Below are 23,775 nucleotides of genomic sequence, written 5' to 3' on the forward strand. Positions count from 1 at the left end.
TGTGTCAGGCCTTGTTTCCCAAAGCTCGCAGACACCGGCCCGCGTACGGAACTCTTACACTTTGGCGTGCGCCTCGATGTAGCGCCGCACCGACATTTCGTCGCAGTCCATCACGGTGACGCGCTGCGGCAGCGATTCGAGATTGGCCAGCGCCGCGGGCGGCGGCGCGGGCTGGCCCAGGGCCGCCTCGATGGTCTCGGAGAATTTCGCGGGCAGCGCGGTCTCGAGCACCAGCATCGGTATGCCGGGCTCCATGTATTGGCGCGCCACCTTTACGCCGTCCGCAGTATGCGGATCGACCAGCACGCCGCAGGTGTCGTACGTGGACTTGATGGTGGACAGCCGGTCGGCATGCGTGCTGACCCCCGCCACGAAGCCATGTTCGGCATCGAAGCGCGACAGCTGCGCGGACAGGTCGAACTGCCCGTCGCGCGCCAGTTGGGCCCACAGCGCCTTCACGCGTTCCGCGTCCGCATCCACCAGGTCGTAGACGAAGCGCTCGAAGTTCGAGGCGCGCGAGATGTCCATCGAGGGGCTGGAGGTGGCATACGTCTGCGCCGGCCCACGCGGGCGATAGAGACCCGTGCGGAAGAACTCTTCGAGCACGTTGTTCTCGTTGGTGGCCAGCACCAGTCGGCGTATGGGCAGGCCCATGCGGCGCGCGATGTGGCCCGACAGGATGTTGCCGAAGTTGCCCGAGGGCACCGCGAACGACACCTGCTGGCCCCGGCCCGTCGTGGCGCATAGCCAGCCGTGGAAGTAGTACACGACCTGGGCCGCGATGCGCGCCCAGTTGATGGAGTTGACCGCGCCCAGGCGCCAGCGCGTCTTGAACTCCAGGTCGCCGGCCAGGGCCTTGACGATGTCCTGGGCCTCGTCGAACACGCCGCGCACCGCGATGTTGTGGATGTTCTCGTCCTGCAGCGAGTACATCTGGGCGCGCTGGAAGGCGCTCATGCGGCCATGCGGCGACAGCATGAACACGGCCACGCCGCGCTTGCCGCGCAGCGCGTACTCGGCGGCCGAGCCGGTATCGCCCGACGTGGCGCCCACGATGTTGAGCGTGGTGCCGCGGCGCGTCAGCACGTATTCGAAGACCTGGCCCAGGAACTGCATGGCCATGTCCTTGAACGCCAGCGTCGGGCCTTCGGACAGGCCCAGCAGGTGCAGCCCGTCGTACAGCGGACGCAGGGGCACGATGTCTTCGCTGTTGAACACACCTTGCCGATATGCCGCGCGCGTCAAGGTGCGCAAATCGTCGGCGGGGATGTCGGTGGCAAAGCGGGACAGGACCTCGAAGGCCAGGTCGGCGTACGACAAGCCTCGCCACGATTCGAGCGTGGCGGCGTCGACGCGCGGCAGGGCTTCGGGCACGGCCAGGCCGCCGTCCGGCGCCAGACCTTCAAGCAGAATGTCGGAAAAGCCTTGCGGGGCCATGCCGCCGCGGGTGGATACGTAGTTCATAGATGCTCCACGCGCAGGCGCGTGACCTTGGAACGCACGAACGGCATGGACTCGATCTGGCCGATGGCCAGGTCGACGTCGCCCTCGAGGGCCTCGTGCGTGAGGAAGATGATGTCGGCCCCGCCGATGTGCGATGGCTGCTGGATCATGGAGCCGATGGAGATGCTGCGGTCGGCCAGGATGCGGGCGATGTCGGCCAGCACGCCGGGCTGGTCGTCGACGCGCAGGCGCAGGTAATACGAGGTGCTGACCTGCTCGATCGGCAGGATGGGCAGATCGGCCATGGCGTCGGGCTGGAAGGCCAGGTGCGGCACGCGGTTGCCCGGATCGGCCGTATGCAGGCGCGTGACGTCGACCAGGTCGGCCACCACCGCCGAAGCGGTGGGTTCTTCGCCCGCGCCCTGCCCGTAGTACAGCGTGGGGCCGGTGGCGTCGCCATACACGAGCACGGCGTTCATCGCACCCTCGACGTTGGCCAGCAGCCGTTCGGCCGGCACGAGCGCCGGATGCACGCGCAGCTCGATGCCTTCGGCGCGGCGGCGCGTGATGCCCAGCAGCTTGATGCGATAGCCCAGGCGCTCGGCGTGCTCGATGTCTTCGCGGGCCAGCTGCGAGATGCCCTCGACGTAGGCGCGCTCGAACTGCACCGGCACGCCGAAGGCCAGCGAGGCCAGCAGCGTCAGCTTGTGCGCGGCGTCCACGCCTTCCACGTCGAAGGTGGGATCGGCTTCGGCGTAGCCCAGCCGCTGAGCCTCGGCCAGCACGTCGGCGAACGGCAGTCCGCGCGTACGCATTTCGGACAGGATGAAATTGGTGGTGCCGTTGATGATGCCGGCGACCCACTGGATGCGATTGGCGGTCAGGCCCTCGCGGATCGCCTTGATGATGGGAATGCCGCCCGCCACCGCGGCCTCGAAGGCCACCATCACGCCACGCGCCGAGGCGGCGGCGAAGATCTCGTTGCCGTGCTTGGCCAGCAGCGCCTTGTTGGCGGTGACCACGTGCTTGCCCTGCGCGATGGCCTCGAGCACCAGCTCGCGCGCCAGGGTATCGCCGCCGATGAGTTCGACCACGATGTCGATCTGCGGATCGCGCACCAGCGCCTGGACGTCGGTGGAGACTTCGATGCCGTCGCCCACGCGGCTGCGCGCCTTGGCCACGTCGCGCACGGCGATGCGGGCGACCTCGATGCGGCGGCCCGCACGCCGCGCGATTTCCTCGGCATTGCGCGCCAGCACCGACCAGGTGCCCCCGCCGACGACGCCAAGGCCCAGCAGGCCGACCTTCATGGGCTGCATGCCCTGTGCCGCGGGGGCGGCCGATTGCGGGTGCAGCGTTTTTACAGCCTGGTTCATTTCAACAGTCCATCCTTGCGGAACATATCCTTGATGCCGCGCACCGCCTGGCGGGTGCGCTGCTCGTTTTCGATAAGCGCGAAGCGCACGTATTCATCGCCGTATTCGCCAAAGCCCACGCCGGGCGAGACCGCCACCTTGGCATCGGACAGCACGCGCTTGGCGAACTCGAGCGAGCCCATCGCACGGTATGGCTCGGGTATCCGAGCCCAGATGTACATGGAGGCCTTGGGCACTTCGACGTCCCATCCGGCCTCGTGCAGGCCGCGCGCCAGCACGTCGCGGCGGCTGCGGTACTGCTCGACGATCTCGGAAACGCAGTCCTGCGGGCCGTCCAGCGCGGCGATGGACGCCACCTGGATGGGCGTGAACGTGCCGTAGTCGTGATAGCTCTTGATGCGCGCGAGCGCGTTGACCAGCTCGCGGTTGCCCACCATGTAGCCGATGCGCCAGCCGGCCATGTTGTAGCTCTTGCTCATGGTGAAGAACTCGACCGCCACGTCGCGCGCGCCCGGCACCTGCATGATGGACGGCGCCACGTAGCCGTCGAAGCAGATGTCGGCATAGGCCAGGTCGTGCACCACCAGAATGTCGTGCTCGCGCGCCAGGGCGACCACGCGCTCGAAGAACGACAGGTCGACGCACTGCGCGGTGGGATTGCTGGGAAAGCCCAGGATCATCATCTTGGGCTTCGGGATCGACTCGCGCACCGCGCGTTCGAGTTCTTCGAAGAAATCGACGCCCGGCGTCATGCGCACCGAGCGGATGTTGGCGCCGGCGATGACCGCGCCGTAGATGTGGATGGGGTAGCTGGGATTGGGTACGAGTACCGTGTCGCCCTGGTCCAGCGTGGCCAGCATCAGGTGCGCCAGCCCTTCCTTCGAACCGATGGTGACGATGGCCTCGGAATCGGGATCGAACTCTACCGAATAGCGGCGCTGGTACCAGTCGCAGATCGCCTTGCGCAGCCGCGGGATGCCCTTGGAAACCGAATAGCCGTGCGTGGTGGGGCGGGTGGAGGCCTCGACCAGCTTGTCGACGATGTGTTTAGGCGTGGGCCCGTCGGGATTGCCCATGGACATGTCGATGATGTCCTCGCCGCGGCGGCGCGCCGCCATCTTGAGCTCGCCGGTGATGTTGAACACGTACGGCGGCAGACGCTCGATGCGAGAGAACTTCCTCATGATGGGATCGATCCTGGGATAGGGGCACGCGAAGGAGAAGGCGCGTGCAAGGACGCGGGCAGCACGGATCGCGCAGGGAAACCCTGTAATCTAGCGCAAGCCCGGCTGGGCGGCAAATGGGAACAATCCGTTCACTGCCCCCATATTTCCCTGCGGCGCTGCGTCATCCGATGCGCTATTATCGGGCCGTCTAGCGGAGTTTTTTATTGAAGCTGCATAACGATCCTGCGACGGCGCTCAATACCGTCACCGCATACGGTGATGGCTATATCGAGGTCAACCAGGTGCGCTTTTCCCATTCGGTCGCCTTCGGTCCCGAAGGCCCCGTCACCGAATGGCCGGCTCATACGCCGGCCGACATCACCCCCGCCCTTCTGCAGCAGGCCGCCGGCATCGAGCCCGCCGCGCGCGACCCCTTGGCGTTCCTCGACGAACCCGAGCTGACTCCCGCCCGCCCGGCCGATGCGCCCGAAGTGCTGCTGGTGGGCACCGGCCGCCGCCAGCGCATGCTGCCGCCCGACACGCTGCGGCCGCTGCTGGCCATGGGCATCGGCGTCGAGTCCATGGACACCGAAGCGGCCGCCCGCACTTACAACATCCTGATGGCCGAAGGACGGCGCGTGGTCGTCGCCCTCATCCCTACCCACGGAGAAGATGCCTGACATGCCCGCCCTGATAGGCAAGCCCGCCCCGCTGTTCGTGGCCGAAAGCACCATCGGTCCGCTGAGCCTGGAACAATGCCGCGGCCGCGCCGTCGTCCTGTATTTCTACCCCAAGGACAACACGCCGGGCTGTACCACGGAAAGCCAGGACTTCCGCGACCTGCATGGCGATTTCCTGGCTTCCAGCACGGTGGTGGTGGGCATTTCGCGCGATACGCTGAAGTCGCACGAGAACTTCCGCGCCAAGTACGAACTGCCCTTCCCGCTCATCGCCGACACCGACGAGGCGGTCTGCAATCTGTACGGCGTCATCAAACAGAAGAACATGTACGGCAAGCTGGTGCGCGGCATCGAACGCAGCACCTTCCTCATCGACGCATACGGCATGCTGGTCCAGGAATGGCGCGGCGTGAAGGTGCCCAATCATGCCAAGGAGGTCCTGCAGGCCGCCCGCAGCATCGGCTGAATCCTTGCAGGTCCCGTTATCAAGGTCTCGTAGCCGCCCGGGCCTCACGGCCCACACAGGAGAGTGACGCGTATGCCGCTTCCGAAGTTGCCCACCCGCCCCGCAGCCATCCTGACCTTTCCCAAGGGTGAAGCCGCCCGAACGCCGGCGCGGGTCGAGAAGCCCGCGACGCCGCCCGCCGACCTGTCTTCCGTCCAGCCCGAGCTGTCCGGCCTGACGCCGCTGCGCGCGCCCGTGGACGACGAAGTGTCCGTGGCGCCAACCCCGCTGCCCGCCGCCAAGCCGGCTGCCCAACCTCGCGCCGAGGGTGCGCCGCGCGCCGGCAAGGCAGCCGCGACGGGCGCGTCGCGCAAGTCCAAGGCAGGCGCCCAGACGGCCTCTCGCAAGCTGTTCGTGCTGGACACCAACGTGCTGCTGCACGATCCGTCCTCGCTGTTCCGCTTCGAAGAACACGACATCTTCCTGCCCATGATGACGCTGGAAGAGCTCGATCACCAGAAGAAGGGCATGTCAGAAGTGGCGCGCAATGCGCGCCAGGTCAGCCGCTCGCTGGATTCGCTGGTGCAGGACGCGGCCGACCTGGACGAGGGCCTGGCGCTCAGCGCGCTGGGCAACAAGGACGCGACCGGCCGGCTGATGTTCCAGACGACGGCCATCCACAGCACGCTGCCGTCCGACCTGCCCATGGGCAAGGCCGACAACCAGATCCTGGGCGTGGTGCGCGCCCTGCAAGAAAAGTATCCGCAGCGCGAAGTCGTGCTGGTGTCCAAGGACATCAACATGCGCCTGAAGGCGCGCGCGCTGGGCATGCTGGCCGAGGACTACTACAACGACCACGTCCTGGAAGACAGCGACCTGATGTACACGGGCGTGATGCAGCTGCCCGAGGACTTCTGGAACCGCCACGGCAAGGACGTGGAATCCTGGCAGCAGGGCGGCACCACGTTCTACCGCATCCGCGGCCCGCTGTGCGCGCAATTCGTGGTCAACCAGTTCGTGTACTTCGAAGGCCAGATGCCGCTGTATGCGCAGGTGCGCGAAGTCAGCGGCAAGACCGCCGTGCTGGCCACGCTGCGCGACTACACGCACGGCAAGAACAATGTGTGGGGAATCACCGCCCGCAACCGCGAGCAGAATTTCGCGCTGAACCTGCTGATGAATCCCGAGTGCGACTTCGTTTCGCTGCTGGGCCAGGCCGGCACCGGCAAGACGCTGCTGGCGCTGGCCGCCGGCATCACGCAGGTGCTGGAAACCAAGCGCTATACCGAGATCATCATGACGCGCGTCACGGTGCCGGTCGGTGAAGACATCGGCTTCCTGCCCGGCACCGAGGAAGAAAAGATGCTGCCCTGGATGGGCGCGCTCGAGGACAACCTCGACGTGCTGAACATGGGCGACGGCGAAGGCGGCGGCGACTGGGGCCGCGCGGCCACCATGGACCTGATCCGCTCGCGCATCAAGGTGAAGTCGCTGAACTTCATGCGCGGGCGCACCTTCCTGAACAAGTACCTCATCATCGACGAGGCGCAGAACCTCACGCCCAAGCAGATGAAGACCCTGGTCACGCGCGCGGGTCCGGGCACCAAGGTGGTCTGCCTGGGCAACGTGGCGCAGATCGACACACCCTACCTCACCGAGGGCAGTTCCGGCCTCACCTTCGTGGTCGACCGGTTCAAGGGCTGGCCGCATTCGGGTCACATCACGCTGCAACGCGGCGAGCGCTCGCGCCTGGCCGACTACGCGGGCGACGTGCTGTAGCGCCATGGCACACAGCGCGCCCGTCGGCATCACCATGGGCGATGCCGCTGGCATCGGCCCCGAGATCATCGTCAAGGCCTGCGCCCAGGGGCTGCGGGCGCCGGCGGTGGTCTACGGCGATGCCGGCACGCTGCGGCGCGCCGCCGAACTGCTCGGCGCGCGCGTCGAAGTGGCCGAGATCGCCTCGGTGCGGCAGGCGCGCGGTACGGCGGGCCGTATCGAGGTCGTGGCCTGCGCCCCCGCCCTGCCCGTCGACCTGCCCGCGGGCAAGGTCAACGCCGCCGCAGGCGCCGCGGCCTATGGCTATCTGTGCGCCGCCATAGACGATGCCCGGTCGGACGCGCTGCGCGCCATCGTCACCGCGCCGCTGAACAAGCACTCCATGCACCTGGCGGGCATCGACCAGCCGGGCCATACCGAGATATTGGCCGAGAAGTCGGGCACCGCCGACTACGCCATGATGCTGGCCAACGACGAGCTGCGCGTGCTGCTGGTCACCATCCACGTGGCGCTGTCGGAAGTTCCGGCGCGCATCACGCAGGCGGCCGAGGTGCGCGCCATCCGGCTGGCGGACCGGGCGTGCCGCCAGATGGGCATCGTGCGGCCGCGCATCGCGGTGGCGGGCCTGAACCCGCACGCCGGCGAAGACGGCAAGTTCGGGCGCGAAGACCTGGACGTGATCGCACCCGCGATCGAACAGGCCCGCGCCGAGGGACTGGACGTGTCCGGCCCCTGGCCGGGCGACACCATCTTCATGCGTGCGCGCCGCGGCGAGTTCGACATCGTGGTGGCGCAATACCACGACCAGGGCCTGATTCCGGTGAAGTACCTGGGCGTGGACCACGGCGTCAACGTCACCGTGGGCCTGCCCTTCGTACGTACCAGCGTGGACCATGGCACGGCGTTCGACATTGCCTGGAAAGGCGTGGCGGACCACGCGTCGCTGGTGGCCGCGTTCGACCTGGCGCTGGCGATGACGCCGCAGGGCTGAACCGCGCGGCGCCTGGGCGGCAGCCTACTTTTCCTTGTAGTCGGGGCTTTGCAGCGCGTGATACTGGTGCTTGCTGCGGGCCTCGTCCAGTCGCGATCCGGCACGGATGGCGTCGCGGATCGCCGCCTCTTTGCGCGAGATGTCCTCGGCGATGTCGAGCAGCTCGGTCTCGCGGCTGCGCGGCAGCACCACCACGCCGTCCGCGTCGCCGCGCACGATGTCGCCAGGGCTGACCACCACGCCGCCGATGGTCACGGGTACCTGCAGCGCCTTGAGCTGGATACGGCCCTTGCCCGTGCGCATCCACCAGTCGCGGCTGAAAATCGGATAGCCGATGCCGCGCGACAGCGCCACGTCGCGGCAATTGCCGTCGATCAGCGTGCCGGCCATTCCGCGCCGATGCGCCATTTCGGTAAGGATGTTGCCCCAGGTGCCGACGTCGTCGCGGCCGCGGTTGTCGATGACGATGACGCTGCCGGGCTCGACGTCGTCGATGTACTCCCCGACGTGCCCCTCGGAGCTCGTGGCCGGCTCGTACTGCACCGTGTACGCGCGGCCCGTCATGCGGAAGGACGGATCGCAGGGCTTGATCTTGTAGCACTGCCCGGCGATGCATAGGCGGTCGAGCGCGTCGCTCAGCGCGGCGCAGTCGAGTTCGGCGGCGCGGGCGACGTTGCGATCTTGGGTGGTCATGGCTGAAGGCTCCGTGATGGGTGGTCAATCGACCTTGATGTTGGCGTTTCGGATGACCGGCTGCCAATGCGCGATGTCCGCGTCCACCTGCTTGGCCAGGTCGGCCGGCGACAGGTAACTGGGTTGCGCGCCGGCCGCGTCCAGCGAGCGCACCACGGAAGGATCCTTCAGCGCGTCGCGCACCGCGGACGACAGCTTGTCGATCGCGGGTTGAGGCGTCTTGGCGGGCGCGAACAATGCCACCCAGGCCTCGAGCTCGAAGCCCGGGAAGCCGGCCTCGGCGGCGGTCGGCACGTCAGGCAGCAAGGGGGAACGCGTCTTGCTGGCCACCGCCAGGGCTTTCAGCTTGCCGGCATTGACGAAGCTGGCCACCGACGGCAGCGTCGCAACGATGCTCTCGACATTGCCCGCCAGCACGTCCTGCACCGCCGGGCCCGCGCCCTTGTAGGGCACGTGCACCACCTGGATCTTGTTGGTCTGTTTGAAAAGCTCCATGCCCACGTGCGGAACCGACCCGTTGCCCGACGTGGCGTAGTTCAGCTTGCCTGGATTGGCGCGCGCGTACTCGACGTATTCCTTCAGTGTCTTCACGGGCACCGACGGATGCACCGCGACCACATGAGGCGACACTACCAGCATGGCCACCGGCGCGAAGTCACGCACGGGGTCCCAGTCCAGGTTCTTGAACATCACCGGATTGCCGACGTGGAACATCGAGTAGCCGGACAGCAACGTGTAGCCATCGGGGTTCGCGCGTGCGACGTTGTTGGCCGCGATGTTGCCGCTGGCGCCGGGCCGATTCTCGACAACGATGGTCTGCCCCAGGCTCTTGGACATGGCCGGTGTAATTATGCGGGTGACCTGGTCAATAATGCCTGCCGGGGGCACGGGCACCGTCACGACGATGGGCCGTTCCGGAAACTGCGACAGCACGGGGGCAGAAACGACAAGACCAAGCAAGGCTGCGGCAAAGCGCGCGTAAGGGCGCATGGTGTCTCCTGTGGTACCGTTGAGGGAACTGTAGAATTTCGTAAAAAATTTACACGCCCTCCGTAATTACACAAGCTCGCGAATACCCCGTGACCCATGCCGCCGCCGCGCAAAGCCCGCAAGTCAATACGCCGGAACGCATCCGCGTGCTGATCGAACGGGAGATCGAGCAGGGCCGACTGCTGCCTGGCTCGCCGCTGGACGAGAAGGCCCTGGCACGCAGCTATGGCGTGTCCCGCACGCCGGTGCGCGAGGCGCTGCTGATGCTGGCGGCACAGAAGCTGGTCAAGATCGTGCCGCGCTCGGGCACCTACGTGCACCGGCCGGCGGCCGACGAGTTGATCGCGTTGCTGGAGTGCCTGGGCGAGATGGAAGGCCTGGCGGCGCGGCTGGCCGCCAGCCGCATGGCCTCGGACCAGCGCGACCAGTTGCGGGCACTGCATGCGCAGTGCGCCGAACTGGCCCGGCGCGGTGATCGCGGCTCGTACGAAACCGCCAACCTGCAGCTCCACGCCGCGATCCACCATGGCGGCGGCAACGCCGTCATCCTCGAACAGATCACCAACGCGCGGCGCCGCCTGGCGGCCTTCCGACGCAATGTGTTCGACCGCCCCGGCCGCCTGCAGACTTCGCACGCGGAGCACGACCTGGTCGTGCAGGCGATCTGTGACGGCGATGCGCCAACCGCCGGCGACGCGATGCGCGACCACATCATCGGCAAGGGCAAGGCCTACGCCGACCTGGTGCTTGCAAGCCGCTGAACGCCGCGACGCGCGATCGCGGCCCATCAGGGCGGCGCTGGCCGCGGTACTACAATAGGCGCCGCACTCAGCCCGCCCCAGTCATCATGTCACGCCTTGCCCGCTTTCTGCCGGACCGCTTCACCCTCCTCCTCATCGCCACCGTCATCATCGCCAGCCTCGTCCCCGCGCACGGGCAAGGCATTGTCGCGTTCGGCTGGATCACCAACCTGGCGGTCGCGCTGCTGTTCTTCCTGCACGGCGCCCGGCTGTCGCGCGACGCTATCGTGGCCGGCATCACGCACTGGCGCCTGCACGCCACCATCTTCTCGGCCACGTTCCTGATGTTCCCCATCCTGGGCGTGCTGCTCAAGCCGGTGCTCGAGCCGCTGGTGACGCCGCAGCTGTACGTGGGCATCCTGTTCCTGTGCTGCCTGCCCGCCACCGTGCAATCCGCCATCGCGTTCACGTCGATGGCGCGCGGCAACGTGCCGGCCGCGGTATGCAGCGCGTCGGCCTCCAGCCTGCTCGGCATCTTCGTCACGCCGCTGCTGGTGGGCACCGTGGTGGCCAGCGCGGCCAGCGCCCCCATCTCGTTCGACGCCGTGATCAAGATCATGCTGCAGCTGCTGCTGCCCTTCGTGCTGGGGCAACTGGCGCGGCGCTGGATCGGCGCCTGGGTGCACAAGCGCAAGGCGCTGTTGAAATGGGTCGACCAGGGGTCGATCCTGCTGGTGGTCTACACCGCGTTCTCGGAAGCCGTGAACGAAGGCCTGTGGCAGAACACCCCGCTGCCCGCGCTGCTGGGCCTGGTGGCATGCTGCGCGGTGATCCTGGCCTTGGCGCTGCTGGGCTCGCAGCTGCTGGGCAAACTGTTCGGCTTCAGCCTGCCCGACCGCATCACGCTGCTGTTCTGCGGCTCGAAGAAAAGCCTTGCCACCGGCGTGCCCATGGCGCAGGTCATCTTCGCCGGACAGGCCGTGGGCGCCATCGTGCTGCCGCTGATGCTGTTCCACCAGATCCAGCTGATGGTGTGCGCCGTGCTGGCGGCACGCTATGCGCGCCGCCCTGAAACCGCCGAGTAAGAACTCGGTGCCGCGGCTTTGGCACCGCGGCCTCAGTACTGCGGCGCCGCCGCGAAATTCAGGAAGCGCGTGCTCATGCCCTGGAAGGTGAGCCGCACGGTGCCGATGGGGCCGTTACGCTGCTTGCCGATGATGATCTCGGCCGTACCCTTGTCGGGCGAGTCGGGGTTGTAGACCTCGTCCCGGTAAATGAACAGGATCAGGTCCGCGTCCTGTTCGATGGCGCCGGATTCGCGCAGGTCGCTCATCACGGGACGCTTGTTGGGACGCTGTTCGAGGCTTCGGTTGAGCTGCGACAGCGCGATCAGCGGGCAGTTCAACTCTTTGGCCAGGCCCTTCAGCGAACGGCTGATTTCCGAGATTTCGGTGGCGCGGTTCTCGCCTCCGCCGTTGCCCGACATCAGCTGCAGGTAGTCGATGATGATCAGGCCCAGCTGGCCGCACTGGCGCGCCAGCCGGCGCGCGCGGGCGCGCACTTCCATGGGACTGAGCGCGGGCGTCTCGTCGATGTAGACCTGCGAGTCCTGCATCAGCTGCACGGCATGCGTGACGCGCGGCCAATCCTCGGCCAGCAGCTTGCCGGTACGCATGCGATGCTGGTCCAGCATGCCCACCGAGCCCAGCATACGCATGGCCAGCTGCACGGCGCCCATTTCCATGGAGAACACCGCGACGGGCAGGCCCTGCTCGATGGCGACGTGTTCACCGATGTTCATCGAGAACGAGGTCTTGCCCATGGACGGACGTCCCGCCACGATGACGAGGTCGCCCGGCTGCAGGCCCGAGGTCATCTTGTCCAGGTCGTCGAAGCCGGTGGGCACGCCCGTGACGTCGGAATCGCTGTCGCGGTGGTACAGCTCGTCGATGCGCTCGACCACCTGGCTGAGCAGGGGCTGGATTTCCTGGAAGCCGGCGGAGCCGCGTTCGCCCTCTTGCGAGATCTTGAACACCTTGGACTCGGCCTCGTCCAGCAGTTGGCGGGCTTCCTTGCCCTGCGGATTGAGGGCCGCCGACGAGATCTCGTCGGCGATCGACACCAGCTTGCGCAGCATGGCCCGCTCGCGGACGATTTCGGCGTAGCGGCGGATGTTGGCCGCCGAAGGCGTGTTGTGCGCCAGCGCGTTGATGTAGGCCAGCCCGCCGATCTCTTCCGACTTGCCCGCGCTGTGCAGCGACTCGTGCACCGTGATCACGTCGGCGGGACGCGCCAGTCCGATCAGGCGGGCAATGTGCTGCCAGATGAGGCGATGGTCGTGCCGGTAGAAATCGTCCTCGACCAGCACGTCGGCGATACGGTCCCAGGCGGCGTTGTCCAACAGCAGCCCGCCCAGCACGGACTGCTCGGCCTCGACGGAATGGGGTGGGACACGCAGGTATTCGAGCTGGGAATCGGCAGGAGTATTCATGGATGCAATAGTAACCTCAGGGTATCCGCCGGGGCATGCCATGGATACCCGATCCGGATCCGCGACCGAGGCGGCGGGCCGCTGGCCGCGCCTTGCGCGCCGCTCCTCCGCGATACGGGCGCCATCGAGGCTTGACGATGGAACAGATGAAAAAAGCCGGCATGGGCCGGCTTGTAGTCGGTGGCGGAGCTGTCTGCCAGCGCCGCCACGCAGCGGTACGGTACGAAAGGCCTCAGGCCATTTCGCCTTCGACCTGAACCGTGACGTCGACCATCACGTCGGGGTGCAGGGCGACTTGCAGCGGGTATTCGCCGACGGCCTTCAGGTGGCCGTTGGGCAGGCGCACCTGCGCCTTTTCGATGCCTTCGAAACCAGCCTTGCGCAGCGCGTCGGCCACGTCGGCATTGGTGACCGAGCCGAACAGGCGGCCGTCGACACCGGCCTTCTGCGAAATCTTCAGCTGGTAACCGTTGACGCGCTCGCCCAGGGCCTGGGCGGCGGCCAGCTTCTCGGCCTGGACCTTTTCCAGTTCGGCGCGACGGGCCTCGAACTCCTTCAGGGCGGCGTCGGTGGCGCGGCGCGCCATCTTCTGCGGGATCAGGAAGTTGCGAGCGTAGCCATCGCGAACGCGGACGACTTCGCCCAGGTTGCCGAGGTTGACGACTTTTTCGAGCAGGATTACTTGCATGTCAGTGCCCCCGATTACTTGTGGTTGTCGGTGTAGGGCAGCAGGGCCAGGAAGCGGGCGCGCTTGACGGCCGTATCCAGTTGGCGCTGGTAGATTGCCCGGGTGCCCGTCAGGCGGGCCGGAATGATCTTGCCGTTTTCCTGCACGAAATCGCGCAGGGTGTCGAGATCCTTGTAGTCGATCTCTTCAACGCCGGCGGCGGTGAAGCGGCAGAACTTGCGGCGCTTGAAGAGCGGGTTCTGCTGCGTGAATTTACGTTTTTCCTTGCGTTTTCCGAAAGCCATGATGTATGCCTTTGTTTGCTTGGCCGGGCGAGCCGTTCAACCGTCTCGCCTGCCCTGATCTGTATTTGTCCGAACCGCCGTCACGCCACCGGAGGGTCGCCTCCGGCGCTGCCGCCGATCCTGCCCGCCCGCTGCATATGCAGCCTGAGCTTTACCGAATCCTTGCGTACGGGGGCCAAAAAACCCTGTATGCGCAGGTCGGTGCCCAGCGGGATATCGGCCAGCAGCATCGCCAGGTCGCCCAATGCCACCGCGGCAATGGTGAGCGAGACTCGGCGCGGATGTCCTGCCTCGACGACGTCCGATTCATGGGACAACAGCATTTCGATCGCCGGCAGTCCGCCTGGCGTATGGCGCAGAGGCTCGCGTTCGATGACGCGCGCGTCCAGCTCCACGGTATTCATGCTGCGTTCCACAACCGGCCGACGGTCCGGCCCGTCGTTCCTGCTTACTCGGCGGCCTGAGCCGCGGGCGCCGATTCCGCCGAAGCCTTGCGGGCCTCTTCACGCTCGACCGACTTCATCATGATCGAGGCGGCGGCGGGGGCCTTCTTGGTCTTGATGACCAGGTGGCGCAGCACGGCGTCGTTGTAGCGGAACGAGTGCTCGAGCTCGTCCAGGGTAGCCTGGCCGCACTCGATGTTCATGCAGACGTAGTGGGCCTTGACCAGCTTCTGGATCGGGTAGGCCAGTTGACGACGGCCCCAGTCTTCCAGACGGTGCACGGCACCGCCCTGGCCCGTGACGAGCGACTGGTAGCGCTCGACCATGGCGGGCACCTGCTCGCTCTGGTCGGGATGGACGATAAACACTACTTCGTAGTGGCGCATAGGGTAAAACTCCTTGAGGATGCCTGAAACGGCTATGCCCTTGCGTGGTTTCTACCCACCCTTGGGTTCGCCTTTCCAGCAGCCCGCCGCCAAAGAATTCTGGCGGTCGAGCAAGAAAGCCTGCGATTATTGCTGATTTACCCGCGGTTCGCAAGCGGCGGGTGTTGCGGATCGGCGCCCCGCCCGATCAGCCCTCGACCACGGCGTAGGCCGAGTGGTTATGGATGGACTCGAAGTTCTCGGCCTCGACGCGGAAGCGCACGATGCCCGGATGCGCGTGCAGGCGCGCGGCCACGTCGCGGACCAGGTCTTCGACGAACTTGGGATTGTCGTAGGCGCGCTCGGTGACGTACTTCTCGTCGGGGCGCTTGAGCAGGCCCCACAACTCGCACGACGCCTCGTCCTCGACCAGGCGGATGACCTGGTCCATGACGATCTCGCCCGCCAGGATGGCCGACACCGTGACGTGCGAGCGCTGGTTGTGCGCGCCGTATTCGGAGATGGCCTTGGAACAGGGGCACAGGCTGGTGACGGGCACCTGGACCACGAGCTCGAACTCGACGTCCTGGCCCGATGCCCGTGCGATCCACTGGACTTCGTAGTCGAGCAGGCTTTGCACGCCCGACACCGGCGCGGATTTGTTGATGAAGTACGGGAACGACGCCGTGATGTCGCCGCGCTCGGCGTGCAGCAGCGGCAGCATCTCGCGCGCCATATCGGCGAACAGCGCCGGCGTCATGGGGATGGCGCGGTATTTCTCGAGCAGCGCGACGAAGCGCGACATGTGCGTGCCCTTCTCTTCCGGCGGCAGCGCCACGGTCAGCGTCCAGTTGGCCACCGTGGGCTGCGCGGCGCCGTCGGCGGCCTGCACGAGCATGGGGTGGCGCACGCCGCGGATGCCGACGCGCTGGATGGGGATGTGCCGCGTGTCCGCGGAACTCTGCACATCGGGCATCACAATGGCGGGATCGATCGGGGAATTCATGTCGCTTACCTAGTCAGGACGTGCGAACGCACGCGCTCCGGAAACAAAACTGGAGGGCCATTATCGCCGAAATCATTGCCCGGGCCCGGGAAAACCCTTTTGCGCGTAGGTGGTGCGGCCGCAACGGACTGTTCCATTGCGCGCGGGCCGCCGCGTGCCTCAGGCCGCCGGCTCGCCGAAGCGGGCCCGGATCGACGCCTCGATGCCGGCCGCGTCCAGACCGATGCCGGCCAGCAGGGCCGCCTGGTCGCCGTGATCGATGAACACGTCGGGCAGGCCGAGCTGCAGTACGGGCAGGCTGATGCCGGCCTCGTTCAGCGCCTCGGTGACGGCGCTGCCGGCGCCGCCCATGATCGCGGCCTCTTCCACCGTGACCAGCGCCTCGTGGCGCGAGGCTAGGTCGAGCAGCAGGTCGCGGTCGATGGGCTTGACGAAGCGCATGTCGGCCACCGTGGCATCCAGTTTCTCGGCAGCCTGCAGGGCGGCATGCACCAGCGTGCCGAAGCCCAGGATGGCGATGCGGCGACCCTCGCGGCGCACCACGCCCTTGCCCAGCGGGAGCGCTTCGAGCGACGCGCCGACCTCGGCGCCGATGCCCGCGCCGCGCGGATAGCGCACGGAGGCCGGGCCGGGATGGAGATAACAGGTGGTAAGCAGCTGGCGGCACTCGCTTTCGTCGGAGGGCGTGGCCACCACCATGTTGGGCACGCAGCGCAGATAGGCGATGTCGTAGTTGCCGGCGTGGGTCGCGCCGTCGGCGCCCACCAGGCCGGCGCGGTCCAGCGCGAAGGTCACGTCCAGGTTCTGCAGCGCCACGTCGTGGATGAGCTGGTCGTAGCCGCGCTGCAGGAAGGTGGAATAGATGGCGACCACCGGTTTCTGGCCTTCGCAGGCCAGGCCGGCAGCGAACGTGACCGCGTGCTGTTCGGCGATGCCCACGTCGAAATAGCGCTGCGGGAAACGCTGCTCGAACTCGACCAGGCCGCTGCCCTCGCGCATGGCCGGCGTGATGCCGACCAGGCGCTCGTCCTGCTGCGCCATGTCGCACAGCCACTGGCCGAACACCTGCGTGTAGGTTTTCTTGGCGGGCGTCTTGGCCTTCTGGATGCCGACCGCGGGATCGAACTTGCCCGGACCGTGATACAGCACGGGGTCCGCCTCGGCCAGCTTGTAGCCCTGCCCCTTGCGCGTGACCACGTGCAGGAACTGCAGGCCCTGCAGCGCGCGCAGGTTCTGCAGCGTGGGCACCAGGGCGTCGAGATCGTGGCCGTCGATCGGGCCCACGTAGTTGAAGCCCAGTTCTTCGAACAGCGTGGCCGGCGTGACCATGCCCTTGGCGTGTTCTTCGAAGCGGCGCGCCAGTTCGAGCATGGGCGGCACGTGCTGCAGCACGGCCTTGCCCACGTTGCGCGCGGTGGCGTAGAAGCGGCCCGACATCAGGCGCGCGAGGTAGCGATTGAGCGCTCCCACCGGCGGCGAGATCGACATGTCGTTGTCGTTGAGCACCACCAGCAGGTTCACGTCCGGGGTGACGCCCGCGTTGTTCATGGCCTCGAAGGCCATGCCCGCCGACATGGCGCCGTCACCGATGACGGCGATGTGCTGGCGCGGAATGCCGGCGTTGCGCGAGGCCACCGCCATGCCCAGCGCCGCCGAGATGGAGGTGGACGAGTGCGCGGTGCCGAAGGCGTCGTATTCCGACTCGCTGCGCTTGGGAAAGCCCGAGATGCCGCCCTGCTGCCGCAGGTGCGCCATGCCTTCGCGCCGGCCGGTCAGGATCTTGTGCGGATACGATTGGTGGCCGACGTCCCAGACGATGCGGTCGTGCGGCGTGTCGAAGACGTAGTGCAGCGCCAGCGTCAGTTCGACCGTGCCCAGGTTCGAGGACAGATGGCCGCCCGTGCGCGAGACCGATTCGAGCACGAAGCCGCGCAGTTCGTCGGCCAGGCGCTTGAGCTCGCGGCGATCCATGCGCCGGAGATCTGCAGGGGAAGCGATGCGGTCCAAAATTTCTGTGGTCATACCGGTGCGTATCGGGATATCCGGGGCGCGCGGCGCGTGGCCGCCGCGCGAGGTTGTCAACGGTCTCTGAGTACGATGAAGTCGGCCAGTTGGGCCAGCCGCGCCCCGCCCTCGCCCAGCGGCTCGAGCGCCTGGTGCGCGGCGGCGCCCAGTTCGCGGGCGAAGTCGCGCGCGGCATCCAGGCCGAGCAGGGAAACATAGGTGGGCTTGTTGTCGGCGGCGTCCTTGCCGGGGGTCTTGCCCAGGCTGGCGCTGTCGGCCGTGACGTCGAGGATGTCGTCGACCACCTGGAACGCCAGGCCGATGGCCTGCGCATAGGTGTCGAGCGATTGGCGCACGCTGGAGCTGGCGCCGGCCACGATGCCGCCCAGCGAGACGCTGGCCGCCAGCATGGCGCCCGTCTTCATGCTGTGCATGGTCTGCAGTTCGTCGCGCGTCAGCGAGCGCCCCACGCTGTCCAGGTCGATGGCCTGCCCGCCCGCCATGCCCAGGCTGCCCGCCGCGCGGGCCAGCACGCGGCTGGCCTGCAGCGCCAGCGCCGGCGCGATGGGCATCTCTGCCAGCAGTTCGAAGGCCAGAGGCTGCATGGCGTCGCCCGCCAGCATGGCGGTCGCCTCGTCGAACCGTACATGGGCGGTGGGACGGCCGCGGCGCAGCGTATCGTCGTCCATGCAAGGCAGGTCGTCATGCACCAGCGAATACGCGTGTATCAGTTCGACCGCGGCAGCGGCGCGGTCCAAAGAGGCATCGACCGCCAGCGTGCTGCCGCTGATCGGACACGCCTGGCCGGCGGCATACACCAGGGCGGCGCGCACGCGCTTGCCGCCGCCCAGGACCGCGTAGCGCATGGCCTCGTGCAGGCGCGCGGGCGCGGTGTCGGCCGCGGGCAACAGTTCGTCGAGCACTTGCTCGACATGCGTGGCGCAATCCTGCAGCCAGTCCGCGAAGGCGAGGTGATTCTGCTTCATCCGTTCATTCGTCGTCGAGCGCGGCCGGATCGAGCGGCCGCAGCAGGTCGCCTTCGAGAACCTTGACCTGCTGCTCGGCCTGCGCCAGGCGTTCTTGGCAGACGCGCGAGAGTTCGACGCCGCGGCGGTACGCCGCCAGCGATTGCTCGAGCGGCAGGGCGCCGTCTTCCATGGCGGCCACCAGGGCTTCCAGCTCGGCCAGTGCCGTTTCGAAGTCCTGCGGCAGGGGCCGGTCGTCGGGGTTCTGCGGATCGGCTTGCTTCGTCGAGGCCAAACGGATCTCCGGGGCGCGAAAAGTCGGGAGGGTAATCCGGGATTGTACGGGATAGCGGGCGACGGCCGCCGCCGCCCGCCCCGCGCGATTCAGGCGCCGCCAGGCCCGGACAGTTGCGCGGCCGTACGGCGCAGCATGCCGGCGATACGCCCTCGAAGTTCAGCCTCGGGCAGCAGCGTGTCCGGACCGCCGCAACTGAGCACGAAACGGCCTTCTCCGGTGATGGCGGTGAACGGCACGGCCACTGCATTGATGCCGGGCTGCCATTCACCGACCGCATAGCAACAGCCTTCGTTGGCCAGCTCGTCGACGGCGCGCGCCACCGCGGCGGCCGGCGGCGCGGCCTGCCCCAGCCCGGCCAGCAAGGCGTCTCGCTGCGCGCGCGGCAGGCCGGCCAGGTGGGCGCGGCCCATCGCCGTGCCCAGGCTGGCCCGGTACCCCACTGGCAGGCGCAGGTACAGCGCGGAGGAGCCGTGCACGGCCTCGAGGTAGACCATGGCATCGCCGTCCAACGCGCCCAGCGCGACCGCCCCGCCCGTTTTTCGTGCCAGTTGCTGCATGGCGTTGCGGGCCAGCTCGCGGACCTCCAGGCCGGCCAGCAGGCCGAAGCCCAGCGCCAGCACGCCGTAACCCGGCGAATACCTGCCCGTGTCGGCGTGATAGCGCAGATAGCCCAGTTCCGTCAGCGTGAAGGTGAGCCGGCTGACCGTGGCCTTGGGCAGCTCCGTCAGGCGCGCCAATTCCTGGTTGCCCAGCGTGCGCACGCCAGGCTGGAAACAGCGCAGGACCGCCAGCCCGCGCGCCAGGGCCGTGACGAAATCGGGCCGGCCGGGTGCGTCGCTGTCGGGTGCGGCCCGCTTGCGGCGCGCCGGTCCGGTGGACTGTGGCGAATCCTCGTCGCTTTCAGAAAAGGGTTGCATCACCTTCGCAAGCTTTTTATAGTCTGTTTCGAATAACAAAATTGAATTCCACGCTATGGAATTTAACGTCAGTCCGCTACACACGCAACACAAGGGAAAAATCATGCTTCGCTACGGAATCAAACTTCTGGCCGCCACCCTGCTGTCCGCCGCCAGCGCCACCGCTGCCCTGGCCGCGGGCTATCCTGAACGCCCGATCACCGTGGTCTCGCCGTTTCCCGCCGGCGGTGCCACCGACGCGCTGACGCGCGTGCTGGCCGAACGCATGGCCAAGGAACTGAACCAGTCGATGATCGTCGAGAACAAGGCCGGCGCGGGCACCAACATCGGCGCCGCCTACGTGTCGCGCGCCGCGGCGGACGGCTACACGATCCTCATGGCGACCAACTCCACGCTGGTCACCAACCGCTTCCTGTACAAGGAACTGCCGTACGACCCCGATGGCTTCGCTCCCATCGGCATGGTCGGCATCGGCCCGCTGGTGCTGCTGTCCAGCCCCAAGGCGCCCTTCAAGAACACCAAGGAACTGGTCGCCTACGCGAAGCAGCATCCCGGCAAGCTGACGTTCGCCACTTTCGGCTCGGGCACCTCGTCGCACCTGGCCGGCGAACTGTTCAAGTCGCAGGCCGGCGTGGACATCCTGCACGTGCCCTTCAAGGGCGCCACCCAGGCCCTCCCGGCCCTGATCAGCGGCGACGTGGATATTTTCTTCGACATGGTCGCCACCGGCATGCCGCAGGCCGACGCGGGCAAGGTCAATGTGTTCGGCATTTCCAGCCCGACGCGTCTGCCCACGCTGCCCAACCTGCCCACGCTGGCCGAAGAGGGCTATCCGAAGTTCGACATGACGGCCTGGTTCAGCTTCGTGGCCCCCAAGGGCACGCCCGCCGACGTGGTGGCGCGTCTCCAGCAGGCCCTGCAGACCACGCTGAAGGACGAGGGCGTGCGCAAGAAGATGCTCGACATGGGCATCAACCCGCGCAGCGGCACGGCCGAGGAACTGGTCGCACAGATGAAGAGCGAGCAACCGATCGTGGGCCAGCTGATCAAGCAGGCCAACGTGCAGGTGCAGTAACAAGACGTGCGCAAGCGCGCGCCCTGGGACGGACGCGCGCCCGCCGCGGCGCGCGCCCCGGCGGCTAACAGCTCGAAACAGCGGCTACACGGCGGCCGCTGCTAAGGTGATCATGGACGAAACGCGGGCCGACGCCAGGCCGCGCCACCATGAACACCATGCCCGACACCACCGATCGCTACACCCGACTGGACGCTGCCCGCTGGCTGGCAGCGCTGGCCGTGGTGCTGCTGCACAGCGCGGCGCAAACCGTATCCGACGCGGCATCCTATGGCAGCGATGCGTGGCTGGCGGCCAACCTGTACGACTCGGCCGTACGCTGGTGCGTGCCCGTATTCGTGATGGTCAGCGGCGCCCTGCTGCTGGATCCGGCACGCGAACAAGGCATCCGGGATTTCTACGGCCGGCGAGTAGCCCGCATCTGCGCGCCGCTGGCATTCTGGACTGTGTTCTACCTGGCATGGCGCACGGCGCTGGACTGGTGGACCGACGGCACGCTGGACGTCTCGTACTGGCCGCGCAAGGTGGCGGAAGGCGCCCCCTACTATCACCTGTGGTACCTGTACATGATCGTGGGGCTGTACCTCTTCGCCCCGCTCGTGCGCATCCTGTATGCGCGCACCAGCCCCGAGGGACGCCAGCTGTGGGTGGTGGGCGTACTGGGGGTGGCCGTGCTGGACGCGCTGTATCGCCAGGCGTTGGACATCAGCAGCGGCTTCTTCCTGACGTGGTGCCTGCCGTATCTGGGCTACTTCGTCGCGGGCCGGATGATCTTCGACGGCGAACTGCGGCTGCCCCGCCCTGGTCTGCTGGCGCTGGGCAGCATGGCGGCGACGGCGGCCGGCGTGTATGGCTTGTCCAGCGGCGAAGCGCTGAACCTGTACTTCTACGATTACTTCAGTCTCACCGTGCCGTTGATGTCGCTGGCGACGTTTCAGTGGATCGTCGACTCGCCCGGCATTCCGGCCCTGCCGCGGCTGGCCCCATTGACCTTCGGCGTGTACCTGATCCATCCGGTATTCCTCGACCTCGCGCAACGTGCCGGGCTGTATACGGCCGGCGCGGCGCAGGCCTGGCAGCTGCCCCTCATTGCCGCCGCCGTGTTTGCGATATCGGCGCTGATGAGCTGGCTGCTGCGCCGGACGCCGGCCACTCGTGCGTTGGTGTGAACCATGCCGAAGCTTAGCCTCTGCCCTCTTCCCCGATCCGCGGGCACCCTATTTTTGGATGGGGTACAATCTAACGTTTGGTATCGGCCAGTCCGATTTTTCTTCGCGCCAGGCAGGCAGCACGGCTAGCGGCTAAGTTGGCGAATGGATAGGCGGGCAAGCGCGACTGGGGCAGCAAGATCCACCCCGCTCGCATCGATAGTCCTTCCATAGCCTCGTTTCACGACCACTCGCTATTGCAGCAAGCTCGCATACGCGGGTGGCTGTAGATTATTCGCGCCGCGCCCCCGACCTGGCATTTTGATCCGTGCGGAGGGAATCATGACCGACATTGGTCGGATGGCACACGTCGTGCCAGCTCGCACCCAGCTTCCTGTCAATGCCTATTTTGACGAAGCCCGCTTTGCGCGCGAGCAAGAGCGCATTTTCAAGCAGTCTGCCTTGTACGTCGGCCACGAGAAACTCGTGCCCGAAGTGGGCGACTGGCGTACGTTGGTCCAAGAGAACGGAGGGCGCGCACTGGTTCGCAACCAGCACGGCGTCGAACTCATCTCAAATGTCTGCCGCCATCGCCAGGCGCTGATGCTGGGCGGCGCCGCGGGCAACGTCAGCGGCAACGTCAACACGCACGGCACCTTGAAGGCCACCGGCGGCAACATCGTCTGCCCGCTGCACCGCTGGACCTACAACAATCGCGGCGAACTGCTGGGCGCGCCCCAGTTCGAAGCCACGCCCTGCATGAATCTGCAGCGCTTCCGCCTGCGCGACTGCCACGGCCTGCTGTTCGAGGGCCCGCGCGATCCGGCCGCCGACATGGCGCCGCTGTTCGCTCGTCCCGAGTTCGACTTCGGCGACTACGTGCTGGATCACGTCGAGATCCACCAGTGCAACTACAACTGGAAGACGTTCATCGAGGTCTACCTCGAGGACTATCACGTGGGACCGTTCCATCCCGGCCTGGGCCGCTTCGTCACGTGCGACGACCTCAGCTGGGAATTCGGCGAGCAGTACAGCATGCAGCGGGTGGGCGTGCACCAGGCCCTGGCGCAGCCGGGCTCTGACGTCTACCGCCAATGGCACGACCGCCTGCTGGACTTCCGCGCCGGCAAGGCGCCGGACTTCGGCGCCGTGTGGGTCACGTACTTTCCCACCCACATGATCGAGCTGTATCCGCACGTGCTGGTGCTGTCGACGCTCTATCCCAAGAGCCCACAGGAAACGGTGAACGTGGTCGAGTTCTACTACCCCGAGGAAATCGTCGCCTTCGAGCGCGAATTCGTCGAGGCGCAACGCGCGGCCTACATGGAAACGGCGATCGAGGACGACGAGATCGCCGAACGCATGGACGCCGGCCGCCGCGCGCTGATGGAACGCGGCACCACCGAATCCGGCCCCTACCAGTCGCCCATGGAAGACGGCATGCAACACTTCCACGAGTGGTACCGGAGGGTGATGGACGAGCCTTCGTCGTGATGGCGACGGGGGTGTTCTTGGTGCGGATCGTGTCGTTGTAGGGCGTCCTGGTGGGCTATCGGCGCCCGCGCCGGCCAAGTCGGTCGGCTCGGGCGCGCCATCAGGCGCCCTCGGCCCCCTACGGGGGCTGCCCTCCCTCCAATTGGCCGGCACGGGCGCCGATAGCCCACCAGGACTCACTGCAGCGGCATGCGCGAGTCCGCAAGTTCACTGCGCTGCTGTGCTTCGCATGAGCGGTTTTTACGGTCTCGTCCAATGGCGTGGAGGCTTGAGATCTTGCAGCCGCCGCATGTC

General features: G+C 67.0%; 24 protein-coding genes. 9 read left to right on the forward strand and 15 right to left on the reverse strand.

Annotation, left to right across the window (positions count from 1 at the left end):
- Positions 1 to 54: 54 nt before the first annotated feature.
- Genes thrC through alaC form a run of 3 tightly spaced genes read right to left on the reverse strand, consistent with a single transcriptional unit; the run spans position 55 to position 4,003 of the window.
- On the reverse strand, positions 55 to 1,464 hold the full coding sequence (thrC, locus tag CAL15_RS15145) for a threonine synthase (protein WP_086079362.1): 1,410 nt from the start codon (positions 1,462 to 1,464) through the stop codon (positions 55 to 57).
- Positions 1,461 to 2,762 (reverse strand): homoserine dehydrogenase, encoded by a 1,302-nt coding sequence (locus CAL15_RS15150; RefSeq protein ID WP_086081113.1) that lies wholly within the window; start codon positions 2,760 to 2,762, stop codon positions 1,461 to 1,463. Before CAL15_RS15150 ends, thrC begins: the two co-directional genes overlap by 4 nt.
- A 53-nt stretch (positions 2,763 to 2,815) precedes the next feature.
- Entirely contained in the window at positions 2,816 to 4,003 is a 1,188-nt protein-coding gene (gene alaC / locus CAL15_RS15155; protein ID WP_086079363.1) for an alanine transaminase, read from the reverse strand.
- Positions 4,004 to 4,209: 206 nt separating this feature from the next.
- On the opposite strand from alaC, the gene CAL15_RS15160 reads away from it, so the two are divergent.
- The 4 genes from CAL15_RS15160 to pdxA all read left to right on the forward strand — a co-directional run bounded on the left by CAL15_RS15160 (position 4,210) and on the right by pdxA (position 7,880).
- Positions 4,210 to 4,665: an Mth938-like domain-containing protein gene (locus CAL15_RS15160; protein ID WP_086079364.1), complete on the forward strand. Its 456-nt coding sequence runs from the start codon at positions 4,210 to 4,212 to the stop codon at positions 4,663 to 4,665.
- A gap of 1 nt (position 4,666) precedes the next feature.
- Positions 4,667 to 5,131 carry a peroxiredoxin gene (locus CAL15_RS15165; RefSeq protein WP_086079365.1) on the forward strand — a complete coding sequence of 155 codons (465 nt, stop codon included), beginning with the start codon at positions 4,667 to 4,669 and terminating at the stop codon, positions 5,129 to 5,131.
- Positions 5,132 to 5,203: 72 nt separating this feature from the next.
- Complete coding sequence (locus tag CAL15_RS15170) at positions 5,204 to 6,889, forward strand: PhoH family protein (protein ID WP_086079366.1); 1,686 nt, start codon at positions 5,204 to 5,206, stop codon at positions 6,887 to 6,889.
- 4 nt (positions 6,890 to 6,893) lie between these two features.
- Positions 6,894 to 7,880: a 4-hydroxythreonine-4-phosphate dehydrogenase PdxA gene (pdxA, locus tag CAL15_RS15175; protein ID WP_086079367.1), complete on the forward strand. Its 987-nt coding sequence runs from the start codon at positions 6,894 to 6,896 to the stop codon at positions 7,878 to 7,880.
- Between the two features lie 24 nt (positions 7,881 to 7,904).
- Here the strand turns inward: pdxA and CAL15_RS15180 are convergent, their stop codons facing one another.
- Positions 7,905 to 8,573: an RraA family protein gene (locus tag CAL15_RS15180; protein WP_086079368.1), complete on the reverse strand. Its 669-nt coding sequence runs from the start codon at positions 8,571 to 8,573 to the stop codon at positions 7,905 to 7,907.
- A gap of 24 nt (positions 8,574 to 8,597) precedes the next feature.
- Positions 8,598 to 9,410, reverse strand: coding sequence for a Bug family tripartite tricarboxylate transporter substrate binding protein (locus CAL15_RS15185; RefSeq protein ID WP_232467982.1), 813 nt, complete (start codon positions 9,408 to 9,410; stop codon positions 8,598 to 8,600).
- A gap of 242 nt (positions 9,411 to 9,652) precedes the next feature.
- On the opposite strand from CAL15_RS15185, the gene CAL15_RS15190 reads away from it, so the two are divergent.
- The gene (locus CAL15_RS15190) at positions 9,653 to 10,324 is read left to right on the forward strand and encodes a GntR family transcriptional regulator (RefSeq protein WP_086079370.1); all 672 of its coding nucleotides are present in this window, start codon (positions 9,653 to 9,655) and stop codon (positions 10,322 to 10,324) included.
- 86 nt (positions 10,325 to 10,410) lie between these two features.
- The gene (locus tag CAL15_RS15195; protein ID WP_086079371.1) at positions 10,411 to 11,388 is read left to right on the forward strand and encodes a bile acid:sodium symporter family protein; all 978 of its coding nucleotides are present in this window, start codon (positions 10,411 to 10,413) and stop codon (positions 11,386 to 11,388) included.
- Between the two features lie 32 nt (positions 11,389 to 11,420).
- Here CAL15_RS15195 and CAL15_RS15200 read toward each other — a convergent pair whose 3' ends face one another.
- From CAL15_RS15200 to CAL15_RS15245, 10 genes are all read right to left on the reverse strand, one after another.
- On the reverse strand, positions 11,421 to 12,794 hold the full coding sequence (locus CAL15_RS15200) for a replicative DNA helicase (protein ID WP_086079372.1): 1,374 nt from the start codon (positions 12,792 to 12,794) through the stop codon (positions 11,421 to 11,423).
- A 232-nt stretch (positions 12,795 to 13,026) separates the two neighbouring features.
- Complete coding sequence (gene rplI / locus CAL15_RS15205) at positions 13,027 to 13,482, reverse strand: 50S ribosomal protein L9 (RefSeq protein WP_086079373.1); 456 nt, start codon at positions 13,480 to 13,482, stop codon at positions 13,027 to 13,029.
- A gap of 14 nt (positions 13,483 to 13,496) precedes the next feature.
- Positions 13,497 to 13,769, reverse strand: coding sequence for a 30S ribosomal protein S18 (gene rpsR / locus CAL15_RS15210; protein ID WP_086079374.1), 273 nt, complete (start codon positions 13,767 to 13,769; stop codon positions 13,497 to 13,499).
- A 77-nt stretch (positions 13,770 to 13,846) separates the two neighbouring features.
- The gene (gene priB, locus CAL15_RS15215) at positions 13,847 to 14,170 is read right to left on the reverse strand and encodes a primosomal replication protein N (RefSeq protein ID WP_086079375.1); all 324 of its coding nucleotides are present in this window, start codon (positions 14,168 to 14,170) and stop codon (positions 13,847 to 13,849) included.
- A gap of 44 nt (positions 14,171 to 14,214) precedes the next feature.
- Positions 14,215 to 14,595, reverse strand: a complete 381-nt coding sequence (rpsF, locus tag CAL15_RS15220; protein ID WP_086079376.1) for a 30S ribosomal protein S6 — start codon at positions 14,593 to 14,595, stop codon at positions 14,215 to 14,217.
- A gap of 187 nt (positions 14,596 to 14,782) precedes the next feature.
- Positions 14,783 to 15,580 carry a GTP cyclohydrolase FolE2 gene (gene folE2 / locus CAL15_RS15225; protein ID WP_086079377.1) on the reverse strand — a complete coding sequence of 266 codons (798 nt, stop codon included), beginning with the start codon at positions 15,578 to 15,580 and terminating at the stop codon, positions 14,783 to 14,785.
- 159 nt (positions 15,581 to 15,739) lie between these two features.
- Positions 15,740 to 17,602, reverse strand: a complete 1,863-nt coding sequence (dxs, locus tag CAL15_RS15230) for a 1-deoxy-D-xylulose-5-phosphate synthase (protein ID WP_086079378.1) — start codon at positions 17,600 to 17,602, stop codon at positions 15,740 to 15,742.
- A gap of 56 nt (positions 17,603 to 17,658) precedes the next feature.
- Entirely contained in the window at positions 17,659 to 18,570 is a 912-nt protein-coding gene (locus tag CAL15_RS15235) for a polyprenyl synthetase family protein (RefSeq protein ID WP_086079379.1), read from the reverse strand.
- 4 nt (positions 18,571 to 18,574) lie between these two features.
- Positions 18,575 to 18,844, reverse strand: coding sequence for an exodeoxyribonuclease VII small subunit (locus CAL15_RS15240; protein WP_086079380.1), 270 nt, complete (start codon positions 18,842 to 18,844; stop codon positions 18,575 to 18,577).
- Positions 18,845 to 18,933: 89 nt separating this feature from the next.
- Entirely contained in the window at positions 18,934 to 19,764 is an 831-nt protein-coding gene (locus tag CAL15_RS15245; RefSeq protein ID WP_198299061.1) for an IclR family transcriptional regulator, read from the reverse strand.
- 103 nt (positions 19,765 to 19,867) lie between these two features.
- Here CAL15_RS15245 and CAL15_RS15250 point away from each other — a divergent pair, with 103 nt between their 5' ends.
- The 3 genes from CAL15_RS15250 (at position 19,868) to CAL15_RS15260 (ending at position 23,481) form a co-directional block, all read left to right on the forward strand.
- Positions 19,868 to 20,839: a Bug family tripartite tricarboxylate transporter substrate binding protein gene (locus CAL15_RS15250; protein WP_086079382.1), complete on the forward strand. Its 972-nt coding sequence runs from the start codon at positions 19,868 to 19,870 to the stop codon at positions 20,837 to 20,839.
- 158 nt (positions 20,840 to 20,997) lie between these two features.
- On the forward strand, positions 20,998 to 22,008 hold the full coding sequence (locus CAL15_RS15255) for an acyltransferase (RefSeq protein WP_086081114.1): 1,011 nt from the start codon (positions 20,998 to 21,000) through the stop codon (positions 22,006 to 22,008).
- Between the two features lie 321 nt (positions 22,009 to 22,329).
- Complete coding sequence (locus CAL15_RS15260; protein WP_086079383.1) at positions 22,330 to 23,481, forward strand: aromatic ring-hydroxylating oxygenase subunit alpha; 1,152 nt, start codon at positions 22,330 to 22,332, stop codon at positions 23,479 to 23,481.
- The last annotated feature ends 294 nt before the right edge of the window (positions 23,482 to 23,775 follow it).

This window comes from Bordetella genomosp. 13 (assembly GCF_002119665.1).
GTDB lineage: Bacteria > Pseudomonadota > Gammaproteobacteria > Burkholderiales > Burkholderiaceae_B > Bordetella.

Excerpts from the sequence above, each read along its gene's own strand:
- thrC (WP_086079362.1), bottom strand. The coding sequence starts at position 1,464 with ATGAACTACGTATCCACCCGCGGCGGCATGGCCCCGCAAGGCTTTTCC.
- CAL15_RS15150 (WP_086081113.1), bottom strand. The coding sequence starts at position 2,762 with ATGCAGCCCATGAAGGTCGGCCTGCTGGGCCTTGGCGTCGTCGGCGGG.
- alaC (WP_086079363.1), bottom strand. The coding sequence starts at position 4,003 with ATGAGGAAGTTCTCTCGCATCGAGCGTCTGCCGCCGTACGTGTTCAAC.
- CAL15_RS15165 (WP_086079365.1), top strand. The coding sequence starts at position 4,667 with ATGCCCGCCCTGATAGGCAAGCCCGCCCCGCTGTTCGTGGCCGAAAGC.
- CAL15_RS15170 (WP_086079366.1), top strand. The coding sequence starts at position 5,204 with ATGCCGCTTCCGAAGTTGCCCACCCGCCCCGCAGCCATCCTGACCTTT.
- pdxA (WP_086079367.1), top strand. The coding sequence starts at position 6,894 with ATGGCACACAGCGCGCCCGTCGGCATCACCATGGGCGATGCCGCTGGC.
- CAL15_RS15180 (WP_086079368.1), bottom strand. The coding sequence starts at position 8,573 with ATGACCACCCAAGATCGCAACGTCGCCCGCGCCGCCGAACTCGACTGC.
- CAL15_RS15185 (WP_232467982.1), bottom strand. The coding sequence starts at position 9,410 with ATGTCCAAGAGCCTGGGGCAGACCATCGTTGTCGAGAATCGGCCCGGC.
- CAL15_RS15195 (WP_086079371.1), top strand. The coding sequence starts at position 10,411 with ATGTCACGCCTTGCCCGCTTTCTGCCGGACCGCTTCACCCTCCTCCTC.
- CAL15_RS15200 (WP_086079372.1), bottom strand. The coding sequence starts at position 12,794 with ATGAATACTCCTGCCGATTCCCAGCTCGAATACCTGCGTGTCCCACCC.
- rplI (WP_086079373.1), bottom strand. The coding sequence starts at position 13,482 with ATGCAAGTAATCCTGCTCGAAAAAGTCGTCAACCTCGGCAACCTGGGC.
- priB (WP_086079375.1), bottom strand. The coding sequence starts at position 14,170 with ATGAATACCGTGGAGCTGGACGCGCGCGTCATCGAACGCGAGCCTCTG.
- rpsF (WP_086079376.1), bottom strand. The coding sequence starts at position 14,595 with ATGCGCCACTACGAAGTAGTGTTTATCGTCCATCCCGACCAGAGCGAG.
- folE2 (WP_086079377.1), bottom strand. The coding sequence starts at position 15,580 with ATGAATTCCCCGATCGATCCCGCCATTGTGATGCCCGATGTGCAGAGT.
- dxs (WP_086079378.1), bottom strand. The coding sequence starts at position 17,602 with ATGACCACAGAAATTTTGGACCGCATCGCTTCCCCTGCAGATCTCCGG.
- CAL15_RS15235 (WP_086079379.1), bottom strand. The coding sequence starts at position 18,570 with ATGAAGCAGAATCACCTCGCCTTCGCGGACTGGCTGCAGGATTGCGCC.
- CAL15_RS15245 (WP_198299061.1), bottom strand. The coding sequence starts at position 19,764 with ATGCAACCCTTTTCTGAAAGCGACGAGGATTCGCCACAGTCCACCGGA.
- CAL15_RS15250 (WP_086079382.1), top strand. The coding sequence starts at position 19,868 with ATGCTTCGCTACGGAATCAAACTTCTGGCCGCCACCCTGCTGTCCGCC.
- CAL15_RS15255 (WP_086081114.1), top strand. The coding sequence starts at position 20,998 with ATGCCCGACACCACCGATCGCTACACCCGACTGGACGCTGCCCGCTGG.
- CAL15_RS15260 (WP_086079383.1), top strand. The coding sequence starts at position 22,330 with ATGACCGACATTGGTCGGATGGCACACGTCGTGCCAGCTCGCACCCAG.